The sequence below is a fragment of the Brevundimonas diminuta genome (assembly GCF_039673845.1).
In the GTDB taxonomy this organism is placed as follows: domain Bacteria; phylum Pseudomonadota; class Alphaproteobacteria; order Caulobacterales; family Caulobacteraceae; genus Brevundimonas; species Brevundimonas diminuta_E.
In genome coordinates, this window is sequence record NZ_JBDJMK010000022.1 from 1 (window position 1) to 1,026 (window position 1,026).

The window sequence follows — 1,026 nt, forward strand, 5'->3', positions numbered from 1 at the left end:
TCAGAAGGCGGCTTCGCCGGTGATGGCGCGGCCCAGGATCAGGGCGTGGACGTCGTGCGCGCCTTCATAGGTGTTGACCGTTTCCAGGTTCATGGCGTGGCGCATGACGTGCAGCTCGCCGGTGATCCCGGCGCCGCCGTGCATGTCGCGGGCCTCGCGCGCGACGGCCAGCGCCTTGCCGCAGTTGTTGCGCTTCATCAGGCTGATGGCCTCGGGAACCCAGGCGCCCGTGTCCAGCAGGCGACCGAGCGCATAGGCGCCCTCAAAGCCCAGGAAGATCTCGGTCTGCATGTCGGCCAGCTTCTTCTGCACCAGCTGGCGCGACGACAGCGGGCGGCCGAACAGGGTGCGCTCGGCCACATAGTCGCGGCTGGCGTGGAAGCAGAACTCCGCCGCCCCCATCGCGCCCCAGGCGATGCCGAAGCGCGCCTTGTTCAGGCAGGAGAACGGCCCGCGCAGACCCTGCACGCCCGGCAGGATGTTGGCCTCCGGCACAAAGACGTCGTTCAGGCCGATGTCGCCCGTTACCGAGGCGCGAAGCGACAGCTTGTCGCCGATCTTGCCCGTGGTGAAGCCGTCGAAATCACGCTCGACGATGAAGCCGCGGATCACGCCTTCAAGCTTGGCCCAGACGATAGCCAGATCTGCGATGGGCGAGTTGGTGATCCAGTATTTGCCGCCATTCAGGCGATAGCCGCCGTCGACCGCGACCGCCGTGGTCTTCATCGAGGCCGGGTCCGACCCGCCGTCGGCCTCGGTCAGGCCGAAGCAGCCGACCAGTTCGCCCGCCGCCATTTTAGGAAGGAATTTAAGCTTCTGCGCTTCGGAACCGAAGGCGTAGATCGGGTACATGGCCAGCGACGACTGCACCGACATCGCCGAGCGATAGCCGCTGTCGACCGCCTCGACCTCGCGCGCGATCAGGCCATAGGCGACGTGGCTGGCGTCAGAGCCGCCGTACTGTTCCGGCAGGGTGGCGCCGAGGAAGCCCATCTCGCCCATCTCGGTCATGATGGCGCGGTCGAA

Annotated in this window: 1 protein-coding gene; it reads right to left on the bottom strand. The window is 66.8% G+C overall.

The features are described 5' to 3' along the window. A partial coding sequence (locus ABE454_RS16105; RefSeq protein ID WP_346533096.1) for an acyl-CoA dehydrogenase family protein occupies window positions 1-1,026 on the bottom strand: 1,026 nt, incomplete at its 5' end.